General features: G+C 68.4%; 20 protein-coding genes. 13 read left to right on the forward strand and 7 right to left on the reverse strand.

Going from position 1 to position 23,476, the window contains the following annotated elements; translation table 11 throughout:
- Positions 1-22 precede the first annotated feature (22 nt).
- Genes AC1RRW_RS17270 through AC1RRW_RS17285 form a run of 4 tightly spaced genes read right to left on the reverse strand, consistent with a single transcriptional unit; the run spans position 23 to position 6,037 of the window.
- The gene (locus tag AC1RRW_RS17270; protein WP_492902209.1) at positions 23-1,198 is read right to left on the reverse strand and encodes an ABC transporter permease; all 1,176 of its coding nucleotides are present in this window, start codon (positions 1,196-1,198) and stop codon (positions 23-25) included.
- Positions 1,195-2,193: an ABC transporter permease gene (locus tag AC1RRW_RS17275; protein ID WP_492902248.1), complete on the reverse strand. Its 999-nt coding sequence runs from the start codon at positions 2,191-2,193 to the stop codon at positions 1,195-1,197. Before AC1RRW_RS17275 ends, AC1RRW_RS17270 begins: the two co-directional genes overlap by 4 nt.
- 8 nt (positions 2,194-2,201) lie before the next feature.
- Positions 2,202-4,163, reverse strand: coding sequence for an ABC transporter substrate-binding protein (locus AC1RRW_RS17280; protein ID WP_492902211.1), 1,962 nt, complete (start codon positions 4,161-4,163; stop codon positions 2,202-2,204).
- Complete coding sequence (locus tag AC1RRW_RS17285; RefSeq protein ID WP_492902212.1) at positions 4,163-6,037, reverse strand: ABC transporter ATP-binding protein; 1,875 nt, start codon at positions 6,035-6,037, stop codon at positions 4,163-4,165. The genes AC1RRW_RS17280 and AC1RRW_RS17285 overlap by 1 nt, the downstream gene beginning before the upstream one ends.
- A gap of 261 nt (positions 6,038-6,298) precedes the next feature.
- On the opposite strand from AC1RRW_RS17285, the gene AC1RRW_RS17290 reads away from it, so the two are divergent.
- Genes AC1RRW_RS17290 through AC1RRW_RS17300 form a run of 3 tightly spaced genes read left to right on the forward strand, consistent with a single transcriptional unit; the run spans position 6,299 to position 11,500 of the window.
- A complete protein-coding gene (locus tag AC1RRW_RS17290; RefSeq protein WP_492902214.1) occupies positions 6,299-9,022 on the forward strand; it encodes an ABC transporter transmembrane domain-containing protein in 2,724 nt (907 codons plus the stop codon).
- The gene (locus AC1RRW_RS17295) at positions 9,019-9,468 is read left to right on the forward strand and encodes a cyclic nucleotide-binding domain-containing protein (RefSeq protein WP_492902216.1); all 450 of its coding nucleotides are present in this window, start codon (positions 9,019-9,021) and stop codon (positions 9,466-9,468) included. Before AC1RRW_RS17290 ends, AC1RRW_RS17295 begins: the two co-directional genes overlap by 4 nt.
- 19 nt (positions 9,469-9,487) lie before the next feature.
- Positions 9,488-11,500 carry an adenylate/guanylate cyclase domain-containing protein gene (locus tag AC1RRW_RS17300; protein ID WP_492902218.1) on the forward strand — a complete coding sequence of 671 codons (2,013 nt, stop codon included), beginning with the start codon at positions 9,488-9,490 and terminating at the stop codon, positions 11,498-11,500.
- An 11-nt stretch (positions 11,501-11,511) separates the two neighbouring features.
- Here the strand turns inward: AC1RRW_RS17300 and AC1RRW_RS17305 are convergent, their stop codons facing one another.
- Positions 11,512-12,042, reverse strand: a complete 531-nt coding sequence (locus AC1RRW_RS17305; RefSeq protein WP_492902220.1) for a hypothetical protein — start codon at positions 12,040-12,042, stop codon at positions 11,512-11,514.
- 119 nt (positions 12,043-12,161) lie between these two features.
- On the opposite strand from AC1RRW_RS17305, the gene AC1RRW_RS17310 reads away from it, so the two are divergent.
- The 9 genes from AC1RRW_RS17310 to AC1RRW_RS17350 all read left to right on the forward strand — a co-directional run bounded on the left by AC1RRW_RS17310 (position 12,162) and on the right by AC1RRW_RS17350 (position 20,911).
- Positions 12,162-12,824, forward strand: a complete 663-nt coding sequence (locus AC1RRW_RS17310; RefSeq protein ID WP_492902222.1) for a class I SAM-dependent methyltransferase — start codon at positions 12,162-12,164, stop codon at positions 12,822-12,824.
- A 260-nt stretch (positions 12,825-13,084) separates the two neighbouring features.
- Complete coding sequence (locus tag AC1RRW_RS17315; RefSeq protein ID WP_492902223.1) at positions 13,085-14,299, forward strand: glycosyltransferase; 1,215 nt, start codon at positions 13,085-13,087, stop codon at positions 14,297-14,299.
- The gene (locus AC1RRW_RS17320; RefSeq protein ID WP_492902225.1) at positions 14,296-15,495 is read left to right on the forward strand and encodes a glycosyltransferase family protein; all 1,200 of its coding nucleotides are present in this window, start codon (positions 14,296-14,298) and stop codon (positions 15,493-15,495) included. The genes AC1RRW_RS17315 and AC1RRW_RS17320 overlap by 4 nt, the downstream gene beginning before the upstream one ends.
- Positions 15,496-15,689: 194 nt before the next feature.
- Positions 15,690-16,673: a cobaltochelatase subunit CobS gene (gene cobS, locus AC1RRW_RS17325; protein ID WP_492902227.1), complete on the forward strand. Its 984-nt coding sequence runs from the start codon at positions 15,690-15,692 to the stop codon at positions 16,671-16,673.
- A 13-nt stretch (positions 16,674-16,686) separates the two neighbouring features.
- Complete coding sequence (locus AC1RRW_RS17330; RefSeq protein ID WP_492902229.1) at positions 16,687-17,037, forward strand: GFA family protein; 351 nt, start codon at positions 16,687-16,689, stop codon at positions 17,035-17,037.
- A gap of 8 nt (positions 17,038-17,045) precedes the next feature.
- The gene (locus AC1RRW_RS17335) at positions 17,046-17,462 is read left to right on the forward strand and encodes a GNAT family N-acetyltransferase (protein ID WP_492902230.1); all 417 of its coding nucleotides are present in this window, start codon (positions 17,046-17,048) and stop codon (positions 17,460-17,462) included.
- On the forward strand, positions 17,459-17,980 hold the full coding sequence (locus AC1RRW_RS17340; protein ID WP_492902232.1) for a DUF29 domain-containing protein: 522 nt from the start codon (positions 17,459-17,461) through the stop codon (positions 17,978-17,980). Before AC1RRW_RS17335 ends, AC1RRW_RS17340 begins: the two co-directional genes overlap by 4 nt.
- Positions 17,977-19,875, forward strand: a complete 1,899-nt coding sequence (gene cobT / locus AC1RRW_RS17345; protein WP_492902234.1) for a cobaltochelatase subunit CobT — start codon at positions 17,977-17,979, stop codon at positions 19,873-19,875. Before AC1RRW_RS17340 ends, cobT begins: the two co-directional genes overlap by 4 nt.
- A 31-nt stretch (positions 19,876-19,906) precedes the next feature.
- Complete coding sequence (locus tag AC1RRW_RS17350; RefSeq protein WP_492902236.1) at positions 19,907-20,911, forward strand: esterase-like activity of phytase family protein; 1,005 nt, start codon at positions 19,907-19,909, stop codon at positions 20,909-20,911.
- Between the two features lie 119 nt (positions 20,912-21,030).
- Here AC1RRW_RS17350 and rpmB read toward each other — a convergent pair whose 3' ends face one another.
- Entirely contained in the window at positions 21,031-21,318 is a 288-nt protein-coding gene (rpmB, locus tag AC1RRW_RS17355) for a 50S ribosomal protein L28 (protein WP_068183686.1), read from the reverse strand.
- 280 nt (positions 21,319-21,598) lie between these two features.
- Here rpmB and AC1RRW_RS17360 point away from each other — a divergent pair, with 280 nt between their 5' ends.
- Positions 21,599-22,414: a DUF3108 domain-containing protein gene (locus tag AC1RRW_RS17360; protein ID WP_492902238.1), complete on the forward strand. Its 816-nt coding sequence runs from the start codon at positions 21,599-21,601 to the stop codon at positions 22,412-22,414.
- A gap of 53 nt (positions 22,415-22,467) precedes the next feature.
- Here the strand turns inward: AC1RRW_RS17360 and AC1RRW_RS17365 are convergent, their stop codons facing one another.
- Positions 22,468-22,845, reverse strand: coding sequence for a hypothetical protein (locus tag AC1RRW_RS17365; RefSeq protein ID WP_492902239.1), 378 nt, complete (start codon positions 22,843-22,845; stop codon positions 22,468-22,470).
- Positions 22,846-23,476: the final 631 nt, after the last annotated feature.

Consider the following 23,476-nt stretch of genomic DNA (forward strand, 5'->3'; position numbering starts at 1 on the left):
CCGGGTCCCGGGCGTGCCGCGGTCAGCGATAGGGGTCGGCAGCGTCGCGCAGGCCGTCGCCGAGGAAATTGAAGGCCAGGATGATCAGGATCACCGGGACGCAAGGGTAGAGCAGCCAGGGATAGAGCGCCACCACATTGATGTTCTGCGCCTCGTTCAGCATCACGCCCCAGCTCGTGATCGGGGGCCTGAGCCCGAGCCCCAGGAAGCTCAGCGCCGTCTCGCCGAGAATGGTCTTGGGGATCGTGATCGTCGCCGAGGCGATGAGATGGCTCATGAAGCCCGGCACGAGATGCAGGCCGATGATGCGGGCGGGCTTGGCCCCCATCAGTTGCGCGGCGACGACATAGTCCTCCTCGCGCAGCGAGAGCAGCTTCGAGCGCACGGCGCGCGCGAGCCCCGTCCAGTCCATCAGCCCGAGGATCACGGTGATGCCGAAATAGACCAGGAGCGGGCTCCAGGATGGCGGCATGATCGCGGCCAGCGCCAGCCAGAGCGGGATATGCGGCAGCGACTGCACGATCTCGATGATGCGCTGCACGACGAGGTCGACCTTGCCGCCGTAATAGCCGGCGATGCCGCCGATGATGACGCCGAGGACGAAGGAGACGCCGACGCCGAGCAGGCCGATCGAGAGCGAGATACGCCCGCCATAGAGGATGCGCGAGAGCATGTCGCGGCCGAGCCGGTCCGATCCGAGGAGGAAGAGCGTGCCGCCCTCCGGCGGGCAGAACAGGCGCAGATTACCCGGGATAAGTCCCCAGAACTCATAGGAATCGCCCCGGCAGAAGAAGCGCAAGCGTTGCGGCCGGCTGGTGTCGACATCGTATTCGCGCTTCAGGTTCTCCATGTTGAGGCGCTGCGTATAGGGGTAGACGAACGGCCCGATGAACCTGCCATCCTGGAAGAAGTGCAGCTCCTGCCGCGGCGCGCGGATGAAGTCGGTGTTGCGCGTCGTGTAGTGATAGGGCGCGAGGAACTCGGCGAAGGCGGCCATCGCGTAGATCACCAGGATGACCACGCCGGAGATCACCGCGAGCCGGTGCTTGCGGAACTTCCACCACATCAGCTTCCATTGCGAGGCGAGATAGACCCGCTCCTGCTCGGGCGTCATCTTCTCGGCCGCATGCGGCTCGAAGGGCGCGGTCGAGGCCGTGTGCGGCAGGGCCGCGCCGTCTGCGGGAAGCGCGTTGGTCACTTCGTCGCCTCGCCCTGCAGCCTGATGCGCGGATCGAGGATCGCCAGCGCGATGTCGGAGATCAGCACGCCGATCACGGTCAGGAAGGAGAGGAACATCAGGAACGAGCCGGCGAGATACATGTCCTGGCTCTGCAGCGCCCGGATCAGCAGCGGCCCGGTGGTCTGCAGCGAGAGCACGATCGCGACGATCTCGGCGCCGGACACGATCGAGGGCAGAATGTCGCCGATGTCGGAGATGAAGAAGTTCAGCGACATCCGCAGCGGGTATTTGCGCAGGGCCTTGCCCGGGGGCAGGCCCTTGGCGCGGGCGGTGACGTAATACTGCTTCTGGAGCTCGTCGAGCAGGTTGGCGCGCACGGCGCGGATCATCCCGGCCGTGCCGCCGGCCCCGATGATGATCACCGGAATCCAGAGATGCTCCAGCACGGAGACGAACTTGGCCCAGCTCATCGGCTGATTGAGATATTGCGGATCGACCAGTCCGCCGATCGAGGTGCCGAACCAGACATTGGCCATGTAGAGGAACACCAGCGCCAGCAGGAAATGCGGCACGGCGAGCCCGATCAACCCGAGGAAGGTCAGCCCGTAATCGCCCCAGCTGTACTGGTGCGTCGCCGAATAGATGCCGATCGGGAAGGCGACGATCCAGGTGAAGATGATGGTGCAGAACGACACCACCATGGTCAGCAGCAGCCTGTCGCCGACGATCTCGCGCACCGGCCGCTGGTACTCGAAGGAATAGCCCATATCGCCCCTGAGCAGGCCGGCGACCCAGTAGAAGTACCGCTCCACCGGCGGCTTGTCGAAGCCGTACTCCTTCTTCAGGAACTCGATCCGCGAGAGGTCGGCCTTCTCGCCCTGCGCCTGCATCTCGGCGGCGAGCGTCTCGAAATAGTCGCCCTCGGGCAGGTTGATCACCGTGAAGATCAGCGCGCTGGTGACCAGCAGCGTCGGGATCATCACCAGGATGCGCTTGAGGATGTATTGCAGCAGCACTGAACTCAGACCTTCCCGGCAGGCTGGTCGAACCAGAATGTGTCCGGCATGTAGCGCCCGAAGAAGGCGCCGGGCTCGAAGGAGTAGAGCCCCTTCTCGGGCACGTTCTTCAGCGTCCGGGAAACCACGACCGGCTGCAGCGTGCCGTTGACGACGCCGATCGTGAAGAGCTGCTCGGCGTTGATCTTCAGCATCTGCCGCCAGATCTCCCGGCGTTCCTGATGCGTCGCGCTGCCCCGCCAGGCGCTGTAGAGCCGCATCAGCTCCTTGACCTCGGGCACGCCCGGCTCCTCGCCCTCGCGCCCGCCGGTCTCGTGGAACTGGCCCCAGCGCGGCCACTGGAACTGCGCCGAGGTGGTCGGCGCCAGCGCGTCCGGCTCCATCTCGGCCGCGACCAGCGCATTGTCCATGCCGGTCGAGGCGACCATGACGGTCTGGCCCGCGGTGATGCGCCGGCGGAAGACGTCGCGCTGCGTCGAGCGCGGATAGATCTTGATGCCGACCGCGAACAGATCCTGCTTGATCAGGTCGAGGATGTCGGTCTCCTCGGTGCTTTCGCCGGCGGTCTCGACGGTGAATTCGAGCCGGCGCCCGTCCGGCAGCAGCCTGATGCCCTCGAGATCGCGCCTGGAGAGACCGATCTCGTCGAGCAGCCGGTTGGCCAGCGCGGCATCCTCCGTCATCCACATCCTGGCGAGTTCGGGATCGTAGAGCGGGCTTTCCGGCAGCGCCGTGTTGCCGCTCTCCTTGGCCAGGCCGAAGAAGATGACCTTGTTGATGTCCTTGCGGTTGATCGCGGCCGAGAGCGCCCGGCGGTAGCGCACGTCGCGGTTGAGGTCGCGCCAGACCGGGTCGATCGCGTTCAGGTTCGGCATCAGCGCGAACCAGGCGCCCTCGGCCCGCTTCCACAGCCTGACGTCGAAGTTCATCCGTTTCGATGCGTCCTTCAGGAAGGTGTAGTTGTCGAAGCGGATATAGCGCGCCTGCAGGTCGGCCTCGCCGGCGGCGGCCTTGGCCGGCACCAGCGAATTCGTGCCGACCGTCAGTTTGACCTCGTCGACATAGGGCAGCTGCCGGCCGTTCTGGTCGATGCGATGGAAATAGGCGTTGCGCTGGAAGGTGAACTGCTCGGCCGGCAGCGGCGTGGTGTTGCGCCACGGATCGAGCGTCGGCAGATCGGGGTTCTCGGGCCGATACATCCGCGACAGACGCTCGTGCAGCGCGCCCCAGTCGCGCACGCGGATTTCCCTGACCCTCGCCTGCAGCGCCGCCTTGTCGGCGTATTTCTCGTGGACCTGCTTCAGATAGCCCGACGGCATGCAGATATAGGTCGGCTGCGCATTGGCGAGCGAGGGCAGGAAGACCGGATTGGGCGCCTCCCAGCGATAGCGGATCTCGGTCGGCGACAGGATTTCGACCTTGGGCGGCTTGCCGGCGGCGAGCAGCGCCTGCGGCGGCCCCCCCGGCGAAAGCCGCTTGTTGTTGGCGACGTCCTCCCACCAGTAGCGGAAATCCTCGGTGGTGAAGGGCGAGCCGTCCGACCAGCGATGGCCGGGCCGGAGCCGGAGCGTGAAGACGCGGCCGTCCTCCTCCTCGTAGCCGTCGAGGATGTCGGGCGCGAGGTCGAGATTGTCGTCATAGCCGACGAGCCGGCTGTAGCCGTAGAGTGTGATCATGCGGATGTCGCGCTGGTCGCCCATCAGCATCCGCATCGTGCCGCCATGGCGGCCGGGCTGGCGGCCCTCGCCATCGACCGTCACCAGACGCGGCGAGGACGGCACGCGCTGCGCCACGGGCGGCAGCTTTCCGGCCGCGACCTGCGCCGCGAAGAAAGGGCTGTCGATCAGGCTCGGCGTCTGCGCGAGGACGGCCCGCGGCAAGCCGGCGGAGAGCAGCGCGCCCGAACCGAGAACCAGCGCCTCGCGACGCGTCGGAGCCAGTCCGCCTGATCTCGGGCGCCGCGCCATCACGCCATCTCCCGCCGGTCGATGCCCGGATTGGCCAGCACGAAATGCCCGTCGCCGAGTTCGACCTGCGTCAGCGCGGCCCCGTCCCGCTCCTGCCGGAAGGCCGGCCCCCAGTGGCTCTGGTCGGAGGCGCCGCCTGGCGCCGCCAGCTTGAAGTCGAGCTTGCGGTCGAGATCGGCGAAGGGCACCGATTTCAGCAGCGCCCTGGTGTAGGGATGGGAAGGCTGCGTGAACAGCATGTGCCTCGGCGCGATCTCGACGATGCGGCCGTTCGCCATCACCGCGATCCGGTCGGCCATGTAGTTCACCACGGCGAGGTTGTGCGAAATGAACAGGAAGGTCAGCCCGCGCTCGGCCTGCAGGTCCTTGAGCAGGTTGAGGATCTGCGCCTGCACCGAGACGTCGAGCGCCGAGACGGGCTCGTCGCAGATGATCAGCTCCGGATCGAGCGCGAGCGCCCGCGCGATGCCGATGCGCTGGCGCTGCCCGCCCGAGAACGAGTGCGGATAGCGGTTGAGGAAGCGCGCATCGAGCCCGACATCCTCCATCAGCGCGCGCACGCGTTCGATCTGGGTTGCGCCCTCGCCCCGGCCATGGATCGTCAGCGGCTCGCGCAGGATGTTCATCACCGTCATGCGCGGCGAGAGCGACGAGACCGGATCCTGGAAGATCATCTGCACCTTGGGCCGGAAGGCGCGCAGATCCTCGCCTTTGAGCGCCAGCACGTCGACCTGGCTCTGGCCGTCGTCGAAGACGACCTCGCCGGCGTCAGGCGTCACGGCCCGCATCACGATCTTGCTGACCGTGGTCTTGCCGCAGCCGCTCTCGCCGACGAGGCCGAGGCATTCGCCGCGCCTGATCTCGAAGGAGACGTCGTCGACCGCGACCACGGTCGAGAGCGTGCCCTTGCCGAAGAATTTGCGCGAGCCGGTGGTGTAGGTCTTGCGCAGGCCCGAGACGGCGAGCAGCGGGTCCGCCGCCGCGGCGGGTCTCTGTGGACGCGCCGCGGCGGGCGGACGCGGGCGCGCCTCGCGCAGGGCGACCAGCCGCTCGCCCTCCTCCATGTCGAAATGCGGCGAGGCCTTGAGCAGGGCCTTGAGATAGGGGTGGCGCGGCCGGCGGAAGATGTCCTCGACCGGCCCGCTCTCCATGATCTCGCCGTGGTAGATCACCACCACCTCGTCGGCCATGTTGGCGACGACGCCGAGGTCATGGGTGATCAGCAGGATCGCCATGCCCATCTCGGCCTGGAGATCGCGCATCAGGTCGAGCACCTGGGCCTGGATCGTCACGTCGAGCGCCGTCGTCGGCTCGTCGGCGATCAGCAGCGCCGGCTGGCAGATCAGCGCCATGGCGAGCATGGCGCGCTGGCGCAGGCCGCCCGACAGCTCGAAGGAATAGAGCCCGTAGGCGCGGGCCGGGTCCTTGAAGCCGACGCGCTTCAGCATCGTCTCGATCTGAGCCCGCGCCTCGGCCTTCCCGGTCGGCCGATGGAGCTGAAGGGCCTCCTCGATCTGGTTGCCGATCGTATGGACCGGCGAGAGCGAGGACATCGGCTCCTGGAAGATCATCCCGATGCGGCCGCCGCGCAGGTCGCGGATCGCCTTGCTCTCGGGCTTCAGCGCCGCGATGTCGACCGACGAACCAGGCGTTTCGGGATCGCGGAACAGGATCTCGCCGCCGGTGACGCCGCCATTGCGCGGCAGGAGCCCCATGATCGCCTGCGAGATCACGGATTTGCCGGAGCCGGACTCGCCGACCAGCGCGACGGTCTTGCCGGCCGGCACGCGCAGCGAGACGCCCCTCACGACGTCGCGGGCAAGCCCGTGGACCGTGAAGCCGATCCGCACATCGCTGATCCGCAGGATATCCATGCCTTGCTACAACCGGCCCCATACGGTCGAGTTCATCATTTCACCGCGCACTAGACGTTGAAAGCCGGGTTTTGCCAATGGCATTCGACATGTCGTCCGTTTGCACCCCGAATCGCGACCGGGCGATGACGCTGAGGCGACGACGGCCGAGGCCCGCCGCATTGCGCTCCGCCGCAAGCTGACACACATACTGTCGCAGGAGCCGAGGAGATGCGCGCGCCATCTCGGCGACGCTCCCGGCGCGCCGGACAGGACCGCCCGTTGGAGAGCAACCTCTTCCGTTATGTCTGGCAGAAGAGCCGCGGCGAGCAGATCATCGTCCTGCTGATCATCCTCGCCTCGATTCCGTTCAACTGGGCCTCGTTCAACGTGCCCAAGCGCATCGTCAACGACGCGATCCAGGGCGGGGCCTTCAAGAACGGCAAGACCAGCGCGACGCTGTTCGACATCGGCTTTCAGTGGCCGGGCTTCCTCGGCGGCGGCGAGGTCAGGATCTTCGACGGCTTCCAGGTCGGCCAGCTCGGCCTGCTGCTGGGGCTCAGCTGCCTGTTCCTGCTTCTGGTGCTGATCAACGGCGGCTTCAAATACGTCGTCAACCTGCGGAAGGGCATTCTCGGCGAGCGCATGCTCCGGCGGATGCGCTACGACCTGTTCAGCCAGTTGATGCGCTTCCGGCCGGAGCAGATCCGCGCGGTCAAGCCGGCCGAGGTCGCCAGCATGATCAAGGACGAGGTCGAGCCGATCGGCGGCTTCGTCGGCGACGCCTTCATCCAGCCGGTCTTTCTGCTCAGCCAGGCGCTGACGGCGCTGGTCTTCATCATGGTCCAGAGCATCTGGCTCGGCTCGATCGCGCTGATCATCGTGCTGCTGCAGGCGATCATCATCCCGATCCTGCGCAAGGAGCAGCTCCGGCTCGGCCGCGAGCGCCAGATCGCCTCGCGCGCGCTCGCCGGCCGCATCGGCGAGATCGTCGACGCGGGGCCGACGATCCAGGGTCATGGCGCGACGACCTATGTCCAGGCCGACATCTCCGGGCGCCTGGGCCGGCTCTTCGACATCCGCTACGCGCTCTACAAGCGCAAATTCGCGGTCAAGTTCCTGAACAACCTGCTCGCCCAGATCACGCCGTTCTTCTTCTACGCGATCGGCGGCTTCTTCGCGCTGCAGGGCCGGCTCGACATCGGCCAGCTCGTCGCCGTCGTCGCCGCCTATCGCGACCTGCCGCCGCCGATCAAGGAACTGATCGACTGGGACCAGCAGAGGAACGACGTCACCATCAAATACGAACAGGTGATCCAGCAGTTCAACAACGACGACACGGTGGTGCTCGACGAGGCCGACGGCGTGAAACGGCTGCCCGACGAGGGCGAGATCAGACTCGACGGCGTGCAGTTGCTCGACAATCGCGGCCAGCCGCTGCTCGCGCCGGTTTCGCTGCGAACGCCGCGCCCGGGCGCGATCGGCGTGATCGGTCCCGACGGCGGCGCGCGCGACGTGCTCGGCCGCATTCTCGGCCGGCAGGCCATGGCCTATTCCGGCCGCGTGCTGATCGACGGCCACAATCTCGGCCGGCTCTCGGTCGAGCGCGCCAGCCACATGATCGGCTATGCCGGCAGCGAGACCGAGATCATCGCCGGGACGCTGCGCGACAACATCCTGATGCCGCTGAAGCGCCGCCGCCCGAGCGCGAAGCCCGAGGGCAAGGTTTCGGCGGAGGAGCACCGCTTCTTCCTGGAGGCGATCCGCTCGGGCAACACGCCCTTCTCCTTCAGCGCCGACTGGACCGACTACGAAGGCGCGGGCCTGAAGGACGCCGATGCGCTCGAAGCCCATATCCGGGCCGTGCTCGACGTGCTCGGCTGCGCCGACGACGTCTACGAGCTCGGCCTCGACGGCAAGGTGGTCGCCCCGCTCGACGAGGGCGCGACGGAGCGCATCATCACGGCGAGGCGGGCGGTCGCGGCCGAACTCGCCGGCAGCAAGCTCGCCGGCCTGATCCAGCCCTTCGACCCCGAGAGCTACAACGCCAACGCCACGGTCGCCGAGAACCTGATCTTCGGCGCCCGCATGAGCCCGCGCTTCGCCAGCGAGACCCTGCTCTTCGAGCCCTACGCCCAGGCCATCCTCAAGGCCGAGGCGCTGATCGAGCCGCTGATCGACGTCGGGGCGCGCATCGTCGCCACCGTGGTCGAGATCTTCGAGGGGCTCCCCGTCGGCCACGCGCTGTTCGAGCGCTACGCCTTCGGCGCGAATTTCGATTTCGAGCGGCTGAACGAGCTTGCCGCGCTGGTCTCCACGCACGACATGCGCTCGCCCTTCGACCCCGAGACCGAGCGCGACCTCGTGGCGCTGGCGCTCGGCTATATCGAGCCCAAGCACCGTCTCAACCTGCTCGACGAGCGCCTGCGCCGGCGCATCATGCGGGCGCGCGCCAGCTTCAGGTCGCATCTTCCGGCCGACGCGGCGCAGGACGTCTCCTTCTACGACCCCGACCGCGTCATGATGGGCGCGAGCGTCCGCGACAACCTGATGTTCGGCCGCACCGGCTTCGGCGTCGCCGACGCGAGCCGCAAGGTCGCCGGCATCGTCCGCGTCGCGCTGCTGCGGGCCGGCCTCGAGGGCGCGCTCTACCGGCTCGGCCTCAACACCGATTGCGGCATTCGCGGGCGCTTCCTGCCGACGCGGCTGAAGCTCGCCGTGCCGCTGGCCCAGGCCCTGATCAAGGCGCCGCAGATCGCGGTGCTGGACGCCGGCGCCTTCCTGGCCACGGCGAGGAACCCCGACGAGGTCGTGGCGCGGCTGCGCGAGCACTGCGCCGGCATGACGCTGTTTCTTCTGGTCGGCGATGCTAGTGTGGCCGCCGACATCTCGCCGCGGATCGTGTTTGACGGCGCGGTCGGCGTGGTCGAGGAGGACGATGGCGAGGATGCGAGGCCCGCGAATCGGCCGCGACGAGCCGTCGAGGCCATGGAGGCGCGACCATGACGATCGAGAACGACATCGCCTCCCTGAAGCAGATTCCGCTGTTCCGCGCCCTGCCGAAGCCGCGGCTGAAGCTCGTCGCGCTGATGGGCGAGAAGCTGCACTTCGACGCCGGGATGAAGATCATCGACGAGGGCGAGCGTCCCGAAGGCGTCTATTTCATCCTCGACGGCGAGGTCGAGCTCTCGCATGAGCGCGAGGACGGCCGGACCAAGCGCTTCCTGTTCGAGACCGGCATGATCTTCGGCGACGTGCCGATGCTCTGCGACAGGCCCTATATCGGCGAGGTCGTCGCCAAGAGCGACGTCTCGGCGCTCCGGCTGCCGCGCGACCTGTTCTTCGAACTGCTGGAGACCATACCCGATTTCAGCATCGCCCTGTCGCGCGATCTGGCCTCGAGGCTCTACCGGCTCGCCGACGCTGTCATGCACAGCGAGAAGGTCCATTGATGAGGAAGGCGGCCGCCCGATGAGCCTTTCACAGACCGCGGGCCGCCAGGGCTCCGGCGTCGGCATGGAGCAGATGTCGTCCTGGAGCCGGGATATCCGCTTCGTCTCGGGCATGGTGCTGCTGCTTTTCGCGGCGACGCATTTCATCAACCACGCCATCGGCATCGCCGGCCTCCAGCTGATGGAGGCCGTGCAGACCTGGCGCTACTGGCTCTGGCGCTCCTGGCCCGGCACCGTGCTGCTCTACGGCGCGCTGATCGTCCACCCGCTCTTCGCCATGCTGCGCGTCGCGCAGCGCCGCACCTTCAAGATGCCGCTGCGCGAGATGCTGCAGATCGCGCTCGGTCTCGCGATCCCGCTCTTCCTCGTCGACCATATCGTCGGCACCAGGGTGATGGGCTCGTTCTTCAATCTCGACGTGACCTACCCGGCCGTGCTGCGCCGGCTCTGGCCGGGTCTCGCCGTGAACCAGACCATCCTGCTGCTGCTGGTCTGGGTCCATGGCGTCATCGGACTGCATTTCATGCTGCGCTCGCGCGACGGTTACGCCCGCTGGCGCGACCCGTTCATGCTGGCGGCGATCCTGATCCCGGTTCTCGCCCTGATCGGATTCGCCGTCGCCGGCCGCGAGGCCGCGCTGCTGGCCCGGCCCCCGGAACAGTATTCCGACGCCGCGGTCACGATGTTCAACCAGAACGTCACCTGGGCCAAGACGGCGTTCTACGGGCTCGTCGGCGGCTTCGTCGCGTTCGTCGGCATCCGCGAGATCCGGGTCCGGACGACGCGCCACATCACCGTGCGCTTCGTCGGCCATGGCGTGCGCAAGCTGACGCCGGGGCTGACCGTGCTGGAGATGTTCCGGCGCTTCGGCATTCCCCATGCGGCGCTCTGCGGCGGCCGGGCGCGCTGCGCCACCTGCCGCGTGCTGGTGCTGGACGGAGCCGACAAGCTGCCGCCGCCCGGGCCCAACGAGGCCAAGCTCCTGCGCCGCATCTCCGCGCCCGACCGCGTCCGCCTCGCCTGCCAGATCAGGCCGCGCGACGACGTGCAGGTCCAGATCCTGCTCGCTTCGCGACTCAGCGGCGCGACGCCGCGCGAGATCGAGGCCGCCGGCTCCTCGGGCAAGCGCGGCCTGACCATCATCGTGGCGGATCTGCGCGCCTTCTCCGCCATGGCGGAAAGGCAGTTGCCGCAGGAACTGATGGGCCTGCTCAACCGCTTCTTCGACGAGATGGCGCAGGCGATCACGGCCCATGGCGGGCGCATCGACGCCTTCTACGGCGACGGCTTCATGGCCGTGTTCGGGCTGGAGGGCAGCCCGGCAAGGGCGGCGCAGGCCGCGATCGGCGCCTCCGGCGACATCGTCCGCGCGGTCGAGGCGCTGAACCGCGAGTTCGGCCAGGCGCTGCCCTTGCCGCTGCGCATCGGCATCGGCATCCATACCGGCCAGGCGATCATCGGCGCGGTCGAGAACGAGAGCCTCGGCCGCCGCGACATCACGGTCGGCGAGACGGTGATGGTGGCGAGCCAGCTCGAATCGGCGACGCGGCGCGTCCTGTCGGACGTGGTCGTCTCCGAGGACACGATCAAGGCGACCGGCCGCGGCTATCGCGGCACGACCGCGCTCAAGGTCGCGATCAAGGGCCGCGACAAGCCGATGACGGCCTATGGCTTCGCCAGCGCGCCCAACACCGCCAAGGAAGAGGAGCCCGAGGAGCCGGCGCCGGCGCCCCCCGCCAAGGCGAAGGCGACGCTCGCCGCCGATGGCGCGGAGGCAGCCGGCACGGCCGAGAAGAGCGGCGGCGGCAAGGCCGGAGACGCCGACGAAGGCGAGGTCGTCGTCCCGGAAGAAGCCGCCGACGCCGTCGTCGAGGACGCGCGCCTCGACGACGCGCGGCAGAAGACAGACCTCGAAGCAGAGGCCGAGGTCGAAGCCGAGCCCAAGGCGAAGCCCGCCCGCAAGCGCAAGCCGGCCGCGCGCAAAGCGGCCAAAGCGAAAGCGCCCGCGACCAAACTGTCCGACGAGGCCTGAGCCGCCGCCCTTTATGCCGCGCCGAAAACCAGGAAGCGGCGGCGACCGAAGCCGGCTTCCCGCAGGGCGGGATCGGCCATGGTCATGGCGAGATCGATCGAGGGCGGCGCGGACCGCGTCGCCATCAGCGCGCCGATCTGGTCCCTGGCCCGGTCGAGATCGAGCGCGTAGTCGATCGCCAGCGTCGCGGCCCGGCCCGCCAGATCGTGCAGGGCGGGCGGTATCGCCTCGCCGTTCCCGAACGGTTTGAGCGACAGGCCGAGCAGCACGAGGCCGAAGGGCTGTGCCGGCGCGAGCTCGATCTCCTGCAGCTTGGCCGCGAGATGGCGCACGCGGCAGGGCGCGCCGTTGAGGGTCTCGGCGGCGAAGGCGGGGATTTTCGGATCGACGACCGTCACCGAGGCCGGCCGATGCGTCAGGAAGCTGGTGATCGGCAGGCCCGCCCCGCCGATCTCGATGACATGGGCGCAGTGGCGCAGGGCGTGCGCGGCCAGCACCTGGCGGAGCGACGCGGCCGGCCCGGCCAGATGCGGCAGCAGCACGCCCGCGGGCGCGGACGCGCCATCCGCCTTCCGCTCGCCCCGGCCCGCGCTGGCCTTTGCCGGAGCGCTTGCATATGGTCCCGCCGGTTTCATTCGAGCTTCCCGTCTCCGGTCAAGGCATGAGCAGCGACGCGCCCCCCGACGCCTTCTACGACATCATGCGCGGCGTCGCAGCCCTGACCGGCAACCGGGTCGTCGGCGATCTGGCGACGCTGCTGGCCGACGGCATGCCGCCCGATCTCTGGATCGCGGTCAACCACAAGCAGATCGCCTCGAAACGCTGGCTGGTCGATACGCTGGCGCAGGTCATGCCGAACCCCAGCGGGCCGGTCTGGGTGCTGGGCGCGTGGTATGGCGTGCTCGGCGCGCTGCTGCTCGACGACGAGAAGCTGAGCATCCCCGAGGTCGTCAGCCTCGACCGCGATCCGGCCTGCGCCCAAGTGGCGGAAAGCCTGAACCGCCGCCATCTCCGCGACGGCCGCTTCCGCGCGCTCACCGCCGACATGACGGCGCTCGACTTCGGCGCGGAGGCGCCCCGGCCCGGTCTCGTCATCAACACGAGCTGCGAGCATCTCGCCGACGTGCCCGGCTGGCTCGCGACGCTTCCCGTCGACCTGCCGCTGCTGCTCCAGTCGAACGACTATGTCCGCGAGCCCGACCATCGCAGTTGCGTGCCTTCGCTCGACGCCTTCGTCGCGCAGGCCGGCCTGTCGGAGCTCTGGTTCTCCGGCGCGCTGCCGACCAGGAACTACACCCGCTTCATGCTGATCGGCCGGCGATGAGCGCGCCATCGGAAGAGCGCGACGTCTCCGGTCCGCTTCCCGCCGCTTCAGCCATGTCGGATGTTTCCGACATGGCCAATGCATTGCCGAAGTCGCAAACATCCGACTTCGGTGGGGAAGGGCCAGGGATGGGGGGGCGAGCAGAACAAGACCCGACGGTCCCGCCAGGCGGCGCGTCCCTCCACCAAACCCTCCCCACCGCAAGCGGGGGGAGGGCCAAGACGGGTCCACCGCACGGCGAGCCGCTGATCGCGATCGCCATGAAGGGCTATCCGCGCCTGTCGGAAACCTTCATCGCGCAGGAACTGCTCGGCCTGCAGAGGCTCGGCCTGCCATTCGCGATCTGGTCGCTGCGCCGGCCGACCGACGTCGCCCGCCACCCGATGCATGGCGAGATCACCGCGCCGGTGAGCTATCTGCCCGAATATCTGCGCGACGACCCGGCCCGCGTCGGGCGCGGCTGCCTGCGCGCGCTGGCCCGCCCCGGTTTCTGGCGGCTGCTCCCGGTCTTCCTGCGCGATCTCGCCCGCGACCGGACGCGGAACCGGCTGCGCCGTTTCGGCCAGGCTTGCGTGCTCGCGCGCGAGCTCCAGCCCGGCGTCCGCCATCTCCATGTCCACTATCTGCACACCCCGGCCTCGGTGATCCGCTATGCGGCGCTGATCCGGGGATTGAGCTGGTCGTTCTCGGCTCACGCCAAGGACATCTGGACCACGCCCCACTGGGAAAAGCGCGAGAAGCTCGCGGACGCGGACTGGGGCGTGACCTGCACCCGCGACGGACATGCCGAGCTCGCCCGCATCGCCGAGCGGCCCGACAAGGTGACGCTGGTCTATCACGGGCTCGACCTCGGCCGCTTTCCCGCGCCTCCCGACCGGCCGGCGCGCGATGGCGGCGACCCGGCCGATCCGGCGCGCTTCGTCACCATCGGCCGCGCCGTCGCGAAAAAAGGTTTCGACGATCTGCTGGCGGCGCTGGCGCTTCTGCCGCCAAAGCTGCACTGGCGGATGACCCATATCGGCGGCGGCGAACTGTTGAAGACCTTGCAGGCGCAGGCCGCTGCTCTCGGGATCGCCGACCGCGTCACCTGGGCCGGCGCGCAGGCGCAAGGCGTGGTGATCGCGGCGCTGCGCGAGGCCGATCTCTTCGTGTTGCCCTCGAAACAGGCCGGCGACGGCGACCGCGACGGCCTGCCCAATGTCGTGATGGAGGCGGCGAGCCAGGCGCTGCCGATCGTCGCGACCGATTTCGCCGGCATCCCGGAATTCGCGAGGCAAGGCGTCGAGGGCCTGCTCGTCCCGCCCGGCGACGTCGCCGCGCTGGCCGATGCGCTGGCCGGCCTCGCGGCCGCGCCGGAGCGCCGGCGCGGCCTCGGTCAGGCCGCTTTCGCCAGGCTGACGGGCGACTTTTCCGCCGAAGCGGGGCTGGCCCGCATCCATGCGGCGCTGATGGCCTCCGTTGCGGCCACGCGATGACCGCTCCGGTCCTGATCGCCGTGACGCATCTGCTCGGCAGCGGGCATCTGGTGCGCGCGACCCATCTCGCCCGCGCTCTGGCGGAGGCGGGCCACGCCGTCACGCTGGCGAGCGGCGGCCTGCCTCCACGCGCCATGGACAACGAACCCTTCGCCTTCGTCCAGTTGCCGCCGGTCAGGGTCGAGGGCGCCGATTTCCGCAACCTCCTCGACGAACGGGGCCAGCCGATCGACGACGGCAGGCGCGTGGCGCGGCAGGCGATGCTGGTCGACCTGGCGACGCGCCTGCGACCGGCCGTGGTCATCACCGAGCACTTCCCGTTCGGCCGAAGGCAACTGGCGCAGGAGTTCCTCGCCCTGATCGCGGCGGCGAAAGCGGCCGATCCTTCAGCCCTGATCCTGTCCTCGATCCGAGACGTGCTGGTGACGCCCCGGCCCGAGCGGATCGACGAGGCGCATGCGCGCATCGCCGGGCATTTCGACGGCGTGCTGGTCCATGGCGACAAGGCTTTCCTGCCGCTGGAGGCGTCCTGGCCGGTGACGCCGGACCTGGCCGGGCGGCTGCGCTACACGGGGTATATGGCCTCTCCGCCGTCGCGAGCGCGGCGAAGCAATCCGGGAAACGTAGAGCGGGACACAGGATTGCTTCGCTACGATCGCGACGACGGCGGCGGCGATATTCTCGTCTCCGGCGGCGGCTCCGGCGCGGCCCTGCCCCTGTTCGAGACCGCCATCGCCGCCGCCCGCCGGCTGCCGGACCGGCGCTGGCGCATCCTCGTCGGCCGCGCCACGGCTCCCGATGCCTTCGCCCGACTGGCGGCTGCCGCGCCGGGCCATGTCGCGATCGAATGGGCGCGGCCCGACTTCCGGACCTTGCTCGCGACCTGCGCGGTCTCGGTCAGCCAGTGCGGCTACAACACCGCGCTCGACCTGATCGAGTCCGGCCCCCCCGCCATCGTCGTGCCCTTCGACGCCGGCGCCGAGACCGAGCAGGCACTTCGGGCCGAGGCGATGCAGCGCGCCGGGCTCGCCCGCTCCCTGCGCCTCTCGGGCGACCCCGAGCGCGACGCCGAGGCGCTGGCCGCGGCCGTGACGCAGTCTCTGCAAGCCGGCCCGCCCGCGGCGTTCGCGGTCGATCGCGACGGCGCGGCCGGGTCCGTCGCCGCCATCGCCCGGCTCCTTGCCGCCCGTCGCTGAGCCGCGCCGCCCGGCGTTTGGCGCGCCGGGTGCCTCGCCTCCGGCATGTCGGCCGCGAATTGCCGCCCCGGCGCTTTGCGAATTGCCGCTTCCGGTCTTTCGCTCTAACTAGGGATCGAGATGCCTCCCCTTTCGGTCGGCCCTGGGACAACCGGACAAGCACCCGGCCCTGTCCCGCGCCCGGAGACCAGACGATGACAGCGACGACCGCCCCGGCCCTGCCCGACATGAAGCTGTCGGTGCGCCAGACCTTCGGGATCGACAGCGATCTCGAAGTGCCGGCCTATTCCAAGTCCGAGGCCCATGTCCCCGATCTCGACCCGGACTACCGCTTCGACCGCGACACCACGATCGCGATCCTCGCCGGCTTCGCCCACAACCGCCGCGTCATGATCTCGGGCTATCACGGCACCGGCAAGTCGACCCATATCGAGCAGGTCGCGGCCCGGCTGAACTGGCCCTGCGTGCGCGTCAACCTCGACAGCCACGTCTCGCGTCTCGATCTCGTCGGCAAGGACGCGATCGTGCTCAAGGATGGCAAGCAGATCACCGAGTTCCAGGACGGCATCCTGCCCTGGGCGCTGCAGAACAACATCGCGCTCGTCTTCGACGAATACGACGCCGGCCGGCCCGACGTGATGTTCGTGATCCAGCGCGTGCTCGAGCAGTCCGGCAAGCTGACGCTGCTCGACCAGAAGCGCGTCATCCGCCCCAATCCGGCCTTCCGGCTCTTCGCGACCGCCAACACGGTCGGCCTCGGCGACACCTCCGGCCTCTATCACGGCACCCAGCAGATCAACCAGGGCCAGATGGACCGCTGGTCGATCGTGACGACGCTGAACTACCTGCCGCACGACAACGAGGTCGACATCGTGCTGGCGAAATCGAAGCACTACCAGAAGTCGCCCGAGGGCAAGGACATCGTCAACAAGATGGTCCGCGTCGCCGACCTGACCCGCAACGCCTTCATGAACGGCGACCTTTCGACCGTGATGAGCCCGCGCACGGTCATCACCTGGGCCGAGAACGCGGCTATCTTCGGCGATATCGGCTTCGCCTTCCGCGTCACCTTCCTGAACAAGTGCGACGAGATGGAGCGCATGCTGGTGGCCGAGTTCTTCCAGCGCTCCTTCGGCAAGGAACTGCCGGAGAGCGCGGTCAACGTGGTGCTGAGCTGAGGGGCACGGGCCGATGGCGCGGTATCGGGGAAGCTGCCATTGCGGCCGGGTCGCCTACGAGGTCGAGGCCGATCTCGGCAGCACGATCACCTGCAACTGCTCCTATTGCCAGCGGCGCGGCTCGATCCTCAGCTTCGCTCCGGCGAGCGCCTTCAGCTTGACCAGCGGCGAGGACGCGCTGACCGAGTATCGGTTCAACACCCAGAAGATCCAGCACCTGTTCTGCGAGACCTGCGGCATCGAATCCTTCGCGCGCGGCGCCATGCCGGACGGCACGCCGACGGTCGCGCTCAATGTCCGCTGCCTCGCCGGCGTCGAGCCGGCCGAACTTGAGCCGACGATGCATGACGGGCGGTCGCGCTAGGACAACGGATGGTCGCGATCGCCGTCGAACCGGATCAGGAAGAGACGCGCGCAGCGGTCGTGAAAGGCCTCAGCGCCTATAACGCCGCCCGCGTCGGGCCGCGCAACAGCGCGCCGCTGGCGATCAGCCTGCGCGACGACGAGGGCGCGATCGTCGGCGGTCTGATCGGCGAGCTGAAATGGCAGTGGCTGCATGTCGACCTGCTCTGGATCGACGACGCCCATCGCGGCCGGGGCCATGGCGAGGCGCTGCTCGCCATGGCCGAGCAGGCGGCGCGCGAGCATGGCGCGCGCGGCGTCTATCTCTCGACGATGAGCATCCAGGCCCCTGATTTCTATCCGAAGCTGGGCTATGTTGAGTATGGCGTCCTGGAGGATTACCCGGTCGCCGGCCACCGCATCCACCAGTTCGCGAAGGCGCTATGAGCATCTCCGACAGCAAGCCGAGGCAGACGAAGAGCGCGATGGCTGCGCCGCCGAAGCGCGCTGTGTTTGATGCGCCGCAGCCGCCGCTCGCCCGCTATGATGAGGATTTCGCTCGCTGGGCCTTTGAGCAGGCGAAGGTGCTGCGCAACGGTAACTTTGCCGGGCTCGACATCGAAAACATCGCCGAGGCGTTGGGGCGCGACGAATTCAACAAGCTGGAGAGCATCCTCACCTTAATCGTTACGCACATGCTGAAATGGGATCATCAGCCCGAACGCCGCAGCCGCGGTTGGGCGATCTCGATCCGCATTCAGCGCCGCCGCGCCGACAAACAAATCAGGGACGATCCGAGCCTGAAGCCGCGACTCGGCGAAGCGCTGGCGGCCGCGTATGAAACCGCGAGGCTGACGGCGGCGAACGAGACCGGCCTGCCATTGCGCGACTTCCCGCCGGGCTGCCCCTATAGCTGGGCAGATGTGATCGAGCGCCCCTTCGCCATCGACCCGGACGACGCATGACCCTCTCCAACCGCAAGCCGGGCGCGACCAGGGAAGCGCCGACCGAGCCGCTGAAGCGCGCCATTTCGAGCGCGATGAAGGCGATCGCGCGCAAGCCCGAGATGGAGATCGTCTTCGCCGCCGACAAACCCTCGCTCGTCGGCGAGCGCGCCCGCCTGCCGGAGCCGCCGCGCAAGCTGACCGCGAACGACGTCGCGATCCTGCGCGGCCATTCCGATTCGATGGCGCTCAGGCTCGCCTGCCATGACGCGAGCGTGCACCGCCGCGCCGCGCCCGAGGGCGACGCGGCCCGCGCCGTTTTTGACGCGGTCGAGCAGTCGCGCGTCGAATGCGTCGGCGCGCGGCGCATGGCCGGCATGGCCGGCAACATCACCGCCATGCTGGAGGACCGCTACCATCGCGGCGGGCGCTACGAGGAGATCACCGACCGGGCCGACGCGCCGCTGGAGGATGCGCTCGCCCTGATGGTGCGCGAGCGCCTGACCGGGCTGAAGCCGCCGAAGGCGGCCGAAAAGCTGGTCGATCTCTGGCGCGACATGATCGAGACCAAGGCCGGCGCCGATCTCGACCGGCTCTCCAGGGCGGTCGAGGACCAGCGCGCCTTCGCCCGCACCGTGCGCGACATGCTGGCCTCGCTCGACATGGCCGAGCAGAGCTCGCAGGGCGACGACGCCGAGGACGACCAGGACGACAAGGATTCCGCCTCCGACGACCAGCAGCAGCAGGAGGGCGAGGCCGAGCAGGAAAGCGCCGGCGAGCGCTCCGAGACCGAGGCCAGCGACGACGCGACCGAGGAGTTGCAGGAGGGCGCCTCAGAGGCCGCCGACGCTCCGGCCGGCGACTGGGAAGAGGAGGACGAGAACTCCGATTCCGAGGAAGCCGGCGAGGCCCCGCGACCGCGCGAGAGCAAGCCCAACGACCGCCCCGTCACCGACTACAAGGCCTATACCCAGAAATTCGACGAGATCGTCACGGCGGAGGAACTCTGCGACGCCGAGGAGCTGACGCGGCTGCGCGCCTATCTCGACAAGCAGCTCGCCCATCTCCAGGGCGTGGTGGCGCGCCTCGCCAACCGTCTCCAGCGCCGCCTGATGGCGCAGCAGAACCGCTCCTGGCAGTTCGACCTGGAGGAAGGCGCGCTCGATCCCTCGCGCCTGCCGCGCATCATCATCGATCCCTATCAGCCGCTCTCCTTCCGGCAGGAATCGGACACGAATTTTCGCGATACGGTGGTGACGCTGCTGATCGACAATTCTGGCTCGATGCGCGGCCGGCCGATCACGGTCGCCGCCACCTGCGCCGACATTCTGGCCCGCACGCTGGAGCGCTGCGGCGTCAAGGTCGAGCTGCTCGGCTTCACCACGCGGGCCTGGAAGGGCGGGCTCTCGCGCGAGAGCTGGCTGCAATCGGGCAAGCCGGCGGCCCCGGGGCGCCTCAACGACCTGCGCCACATCATCTACAAGGCGGCCGACGCGCCCTGGCGGCGGGCCCGCAAGAACCTCGGGCTGATGATGCGCGAGGGGCTGCTCAAGGAGAACATCGACGGCGAGGCGCTCGACTGGGCCCATAAGCGCCTGCTGGCGCGGCCCGAGCAGCGCAAGATCCTGATGGTGATCTCGGACGGCGCGCCGGTCGACGATTCGACGCTCTCGGTCAACGCCGGCAACTATCTCGAACGCCATCTGCGCCACGTCATCGCAGAGATCGAGACGCGCTCGCCGGTCGAGCTGATCGCCATCGGCATCGGTCACGACGTCACGCGCTACTACCGCCGCGCCGTCACCATCGTCGACGCGGAGGAGCTCGGCGGGGTGATGACCGAGAAGCTCGCCGAATTGTTCGAGGAGAATGAAGGCGCAGGCGGACGGGCCCCGCGAGGGCGGCGGCTGCAGTGAGCTGCGCACGCGCCACGGCCACCGATCTCCCATGTCCCTGACCCGCCGCGCCGCCCTCGCCGGACTCGCGACCGCGCCGTTCGCCGCTACCGCGCGCGCCCAGCCGCTGGAGCCGGGCCGCATCGCGCTGACCGTCTCGGCCCGGCCGATCGCGGCCTTCGAGCCGCGCAGCCCCGAGAAGACGCGCTTCGGCCGGATGATCTTCCGCGGCGGCCTTGCGCTGACCGGCGACCATCCCCGCTTCGGCGGCCTCTCCGGGCTGTGGCGCTCGCCCGACGGGCGCGATCTCGTCGCCGTCACCGATAACGGCTTCTGGCTGACCGCGAAGCCGGACTATCGCGACGGCCGCCTCGCCGGCCTCGGCGAGGCCGGGATGGCGCCGATCCTGGGCACATCGGGGAGGCCGCTGCACCGCTCGCGCTATTACGACACCGAAAGCCTGAGCATCGCCGACGGCGTGGCCTATGTCGGCGTCGAGCGCGTCCATGAGATCCTGCGCTTCGACTGGGCCCGCGACGGCGTCGAGGCGCGCGCCCGCATCGTGCCGGCCCCGCGCGAGATCAAGCGCCTGCCCAACAACCGCGGGCTGGAGGCGATCGGCGTCGCACCGCCTGCCCATGCGCTGGCGGGCGCGCTGGTCGCGATCTCCGAACGTTCGGGCGGCGAGTTCGATCCGACGCTCGGCGTCATCATCGGCGGCCGCCAGCCCGGACTGTTCGAGGTCGCGCGCCATGGCGGTTTCGACATCACCGACATGGCCTTTCTGCCGGACGGCGACATCCTGCTGCTGGAGCGCTGGTACCGCTCGCTGCGCGGCGTCGGCCTGCGCATCCGCCGCATTCCCGCCGCGAGCCTGAAACCCGGCGCGCTGCTGGACGGACCCGTTCTGCTCGAGGCCGATCTCGGCCAGGAGATCGACAACATGGAGGGGATGTCCGTCCACCGGCAGCAGGGGCGGACCATCGTCACCCTGATCTCGGACGACAATTTCTCGTTCCTGCAGCGGACGATCCTGCTGGAATTCGAGCTGGCTTAAAGCCGGCCGCACACTCTGTCGTCATGCTCGGGCATGTTCCGAGCATGACGATGGAAAGCGGTCAAAACGAAAAAAGCGGCCTTGCGGCCGCTTCGTTCAACCCGTCGAGACAGCCCCGCTCAGACGGCGGCGAGCTTCTTCTCGATGTCGCGCTTGAGGGTGAGCGCGCCCGTCGAGAGGTCGCCGGCCGGGGCCTTGACCAGGAAGGCGTCGAGGCCGCCGCGATGGTCGACCGTGCGCAGCGCGTTGGCCGAGACGCGCAGGCGCACCGAGCGGCCGAGCGCGTCGGACTGCAGCGTCACATTGACGAGGTTGGGACGGAAGACGGTCTTCGTCTTGCGGTTCGAGTGGCTGACGAGGTGCCCGGTCAGGGTGCCTTTCCCGGTCAGTTCGCAACGGCGGGCCATGTCGTTCTTCCTTGAGCAGTGCAACCGTTGCGCCAAACGAAACAGCCGACACGCGACGTGCCGGAACTCAGCGCCGGAGGTCAAATTGAGTGGCGGGTCTATACCCAAGCCGCCCCCATGCGTCAAGGACGACTCCGCGATCAAGCCATCGTGACATCCTGAATCGAGCGGCGGCGCTGAGCGTGGCTGTCGCGCCACTCGTCAAGCGCGCGGAAACCGGCCACGATTCGGACCGATTCGCAAGGCATCCACACGCATCATCCAAGCCCGGAGAATACGGATGAGGTCCGCCATCGCACCGTCCCTGGCCGGATTTCTCGCGGCCGTGGCCGCCTGTCTGCCCGCAAGCGCCGCCTCGATCGACGCCCGCTACGACGTCTCCCTGCTCGGCCTGACGCTCGGCACCGCGAGCCTGAGCGGCGGCATCGACGCCGACAGCTACGCGCTCGACGTCGCGGCCAGGCTGACCGGCCTGATCGGCGGCTTCACCGGCGGGCGCGGATCCGGCGAGGCCAAGGGCTCGCTCGGCGGCGCAAAACCCTCGCCGGCGACCTTCGCGATCAACTCGGCCAATTCCAGCGAGAGCCGCACCGTGCGCATGGCGATCGGCGGCGGCGCGGTGCAGGCCGTCGAGATCGCCCCGCCGATCGACGCCAAGGCCGACCGCGTGCCGCTGACCGACGCCCACCGGCGCGACATCGTCGATCCGCTCAGCGCCTTCGTCATGCCCGTCAACACCAAGAACGGGCTCAACGGCGCCTGCAACCGCACGCTCCAGATCTTCGACGGCACCGCGCGCTACGACATCAAGCTGACCCAGGCCGGCACGCGCGACGTGAAGCTCGAGGGCTATAGCGGCCCGGTCGCGATCTGCCAGGCGCGCTACGTCCCGATCGCCGGCCACCGGGCGCTCAGGCCCAGCACCAAGTTCATGGCCGAGAACAAGGACATCAGCACCTGGCTCGCCCCCGTCGCCGGCACCAACGTCATGGTCCCGGTGCGCATCTCGGTGAAGACCATGATCGGCACCGCCGTGATCGAGGCCTCGAGCTTCAAGGTCGATCCGGCGGCGACGGCGAGCGCGAAGCGGAATTGAGGGGCGGACCGGCGACGCCGATCGAAATCTTCATGGCGGAATTTTCGCTTACATCAGCGGCAGCGCCTGGCTTCCCCCAGCTCGAATGAAAACGGCGTCTTCTCGTAGATGGCCTGAAGGCCATGCAATTCGACGAACTGGCGCTCCCAATCGCGCGGAAGCGCAGCGACGCCGGCCTTGTCGCTGGCTTGCGTCATGGGAAGAAGCTGATCCATGACTTCATTGTGAGTCTGCTCGCTCCACCAAAACGAGCTGCGGAAGCCCGCCGCTCGCAAGAGCAGCGCCGCCTCGGCGACCATCTGGAAGCTTCCGAGAGCGGCGTAAACGTGAACCCGCGTCATGGGGTCGATCAGGATACCGGCCGACCTGGCCGACATGTAAGGCTCGTATAGGAAATACTCTTCTAGTAGCGTGTCGAGACGCGTCAGCAATGGCAGGACGTCGTTCTCGACGATCTCGATGAACGCATCCTGCCGCCTGGGGTGGGATCAGTACGACTCCTCCGGCTTCCTGGCGTTGAACCGCTCACGACCCAAAGTCATGAGCGGCGCGCGCGCCCGAAATGTGTGACCTAGAAACCAATCTTGCTGCGGGCTGTCAGCATAACCAGAGCTGCGTATGCTGACCCCACGCACGAGGTGACGCACAGGCGACACGAATACGTCGACACCCCCGAAGGCGGAATCGATCGCAAGCAACTGCGGATTCGCTCGAGCAGCGGTCTCAGCAGCCGCTTGATTTGGCGTTTCGTGGTCATCGCTTGCTCGGATGGACATCCATGACGATGGCACGGCTCTGGCTCAGCCTGCTGAAATATGCGACCCGGCCGAAGATGTAGGAGCGGGACGACCCTATCAGTCTGTTGAAGAAGGTTCTCGTTCGGGCGTTGTTGGCATGATTCCTTGGCTCTGATGGATTCGGAGCGCGATGCATGCGGGGCGGGGATGAGCGGACGGGCGAGCTGTTCAGCCATGTCGACCTTGAGTCTGGCCGACGCCGGCCTGACGCAAGCCGACGGGCATGCCGGGCGGGCGGCGGCGCTGCGCATGATCGAGCCGCACG

The sequence above is a fragment of the Allobosea sp. GW821-FHT12C12 genome (assembly GCF_058807355.1).